The following is a 523-nucleotide window of genomic DNA, read 5'->3' as shown; positions in this document are numbered from 1 at the left end:
TTCAGTGCTGGTCCGTTCATTGCTGAAAAGTGAACGTCCTTCCGGACTGACTCAGGCAATCATTGAAGTGGGGCGCATCAACAAAACGCTGTATCTGCTTAATTATATTGATGATGAAGATTACCGCCGGCGCATTCTGACCCAGCTTAATCGGGGAGAAAGTCGCCATGCCGTTGCCAGAGCCATCTGTCACGGTCAAAAAGGTGAGATAAGAAAACGATATACCGACGGTCAGGAAGATCAACTGGGCGCACTGGGGCTGGTCACTAACGCCGTCGTGTTATGGAACACTATTTATATGCAGGCAGCCCTGGATCATCTCCGGGCGCAGGGTGAAACACTGAATGATGAAGATATCGCACGCCTCTCCCCGCTTTGCCACGGACATATCAATATGCTCGGCCATTATTCCTTCACGCTGGCAGAACTGGTGACCAAAGGACATCTGAGACCATTAAAAGAGGCGTCAGAGGCAGAAAACGTTGCTTAACGTGAGTTTTCGTTCCACTGAGCGTCAGACCCC

The 523-nt window shown here is 50.5% G+C and carries 1 protein-coding gene; it reads left to right on the top strand.

Annotated elements, in window-relative coordinates:
* A partial coding sequence (locus K0778_RS27415) for a Tn3 family transposase (protein WP_138920156.1) occupies positions 1 to 490 on the top strand: 490 nt, incomplete at its 5' end.
* Positions 491 to 523: the final 33 nt, after the last annotated feature.

The sequence above is a fragment of the Escherichia sp. XD33 genome (assembly GCF_019375075.1).
Lineage (GTDB): Bacteria > Pseudomonadota > Gammaproteobacteria > Enterobacterales > Enterobacteriaceae > Enterobacter > Enterobacter flexneri_A.
This window is presented reverse-complemented; position numbering and strand designations above follow the sequence as displayed.